The organism is Microcoleus sp. Z1_B2 (assembly GCF_036700325.1).
GTDB lineage: Bacteria > Cyanobacteriota > Cyanobacteriia > Cyanobacteriales > Microcoleaceae > Microcoleus.
Genome location: NZ_JAUBOQ010000064.1, coordinates 28,419 through 29,686, shown reverse-complemented (window position 1 = coordinate 29,686; position 1,268 = coordinate 28,419). Strand labels below are relative to the sequence as shown.

At 44.5% G+C, this 1,268-nt stretch carries 2 protein-coding genes; one reads left to right on the top strand and one right to left on the bottom strand.

The window, feature by feature from the left end; genetic code table 11:
* The first annotated feature begins 108 nt into the window (after positions 1 to 108).
* Entirely contained in the window at positions 109 to 255 is a 147-nt protein-coding gene (locus QT984_RS26800) for a hypothetical protein (RefSeq protein WP_333375301.1), read from the top strand.
* A 15-nt stretch (positions 256 to 270) separates the two neighbouring features.
* Here the strand turns inward: QT984_RS26800 and QT984_RS26795 are convergent, their stop codons facing one another.
* The gene (locus QT984_RS26795) at positions 271 to 1,182 is read right to left on the bottom strand and encodes an NAD(P)H-dependent glycerol-3-phosphate dehydrogenase (RefSeq protein WP_333340845.1); all 912 of its coding nucleotides are present in this window, start codon (positions 1,180 to 1,182) and stop codon (positions 271 to 273) included.
* Positions 1,183 to 1,268: the final 86 nt, after the last annotated feature.

The following is a 1,268-nucleotide window of genomic DNA, read 5'->3' as shown; positions in this document are numbered from 1 at the left end:
AGCAACAGGCAAGATGCCTGTTCCACAAAGAGTGAATTTATGGTGGATGGTTTTTCTGAAAACTTTTTGTGGGGTGGGCATCTTGCCCGCCCAAAGAGTTAAGTTTTAATGCTAAAAAACTTAGTTACTCCGGTTTCAAAGTGCGTCAGCAACAGGCAAGATGCCTGTTCCACAAAGAGTGAATTTATGGTGGATGGTTTTTCTGAAAACTTTTTGTGGGGTGGCATCTTGCCCGCCCAAAGAGTTAAGTTTTAATGCTAAAAAACTTACTTACTCCGGTTTTAAAGTGCGTTCCATCAGCGATAAAACAGCGTGTTCAGGAGTAATTTGCCCATTCAACAAGCGATAAACTTGACGGGAAACAGGCACTTCAATGGCGCGTTGATTGGCCAAATCAATCAACACATTAGTAGTATTGACTCCCTCAGCAGTGCTCTGCAATTCCTGCAAAATTTGCTCTAAAGATTTGCCTTCAGCTAATCCGAAACCAACCCGATAATTGCGCGATAAAGGACTGTTGCAAGTAGCCAGCAAATCTCCCAAACCCGACAAACCGTAAAAAGTTTCTGCGCGAGCTCCCAAACGAACCCCCACCCGAATCATTTCCGGCAAAGCGCGAGTCAGCAAAGCAGATTTAGCATTAGTTCCTAATTGTAAACCGTCGCAAACACCAGCGGCGATCGCAAATACATTTTTCAAAGTTCCACCTAACTCAGTTCCCAGCGGGTCTTCATTCACATAAACCCGAAAAATATCAGAACTGTAAATATTTTGCACTTGCTTGGCCGCCGCTAAATCCGAACTCGCCGCTACCGTTGCAGCCGGCAATCCTTGCTGAATTTCCTCGGAAAGATTAGGGCCAGAAAGTACCACAATTGAATTGTTAGGAAAGGCATTTTGCCAAATTTGAGATGGAGTGCGCGTAGTGGCGGGGTCTAAGCCTTTGGTGACGGTAACTATAATTGTACTGGGACTTAACTCTAACGCCAGCAGTCGATCGACCGTTGCTCCAACTCCTTTCATCGAAACTGCCGAAACAACAACATCCGCACCTGTTATAACTGATTCTAGATTAACAGAACTGCTGCGCGACCACAAATTAACTCGATCGCCTTTTTTTCCTCCCAGACTTGCCAAGGCAGAACCCCAAGCACCTCCACCTAATATTGTTAAGCTTGCCATAGAATTTAGTTTAATGAACTCAGATGTTACACCATTCTCAAGAACGGGCGAGACGCCCGTTCCACAATAACATTAATTTTTTTTGT

Bases quoted from the DNA above. Each gene is read 5' to 3' on its own strand.
- QT984_RS26795 (WP_333340845.1), bottom strand. From the start codon at position 1,182: ATGGCAAGCTTAACAATATTAGGTGGAGGTGCTTGGGGTTCTGCCTTG.
- QT984_RS26800 (WP_333375301.1), top strand. From the start codon at position 109: ATGCTAAAAAACTTAGTTACTCCGGTTTCAAAGTGCGTCAGCAACAGG.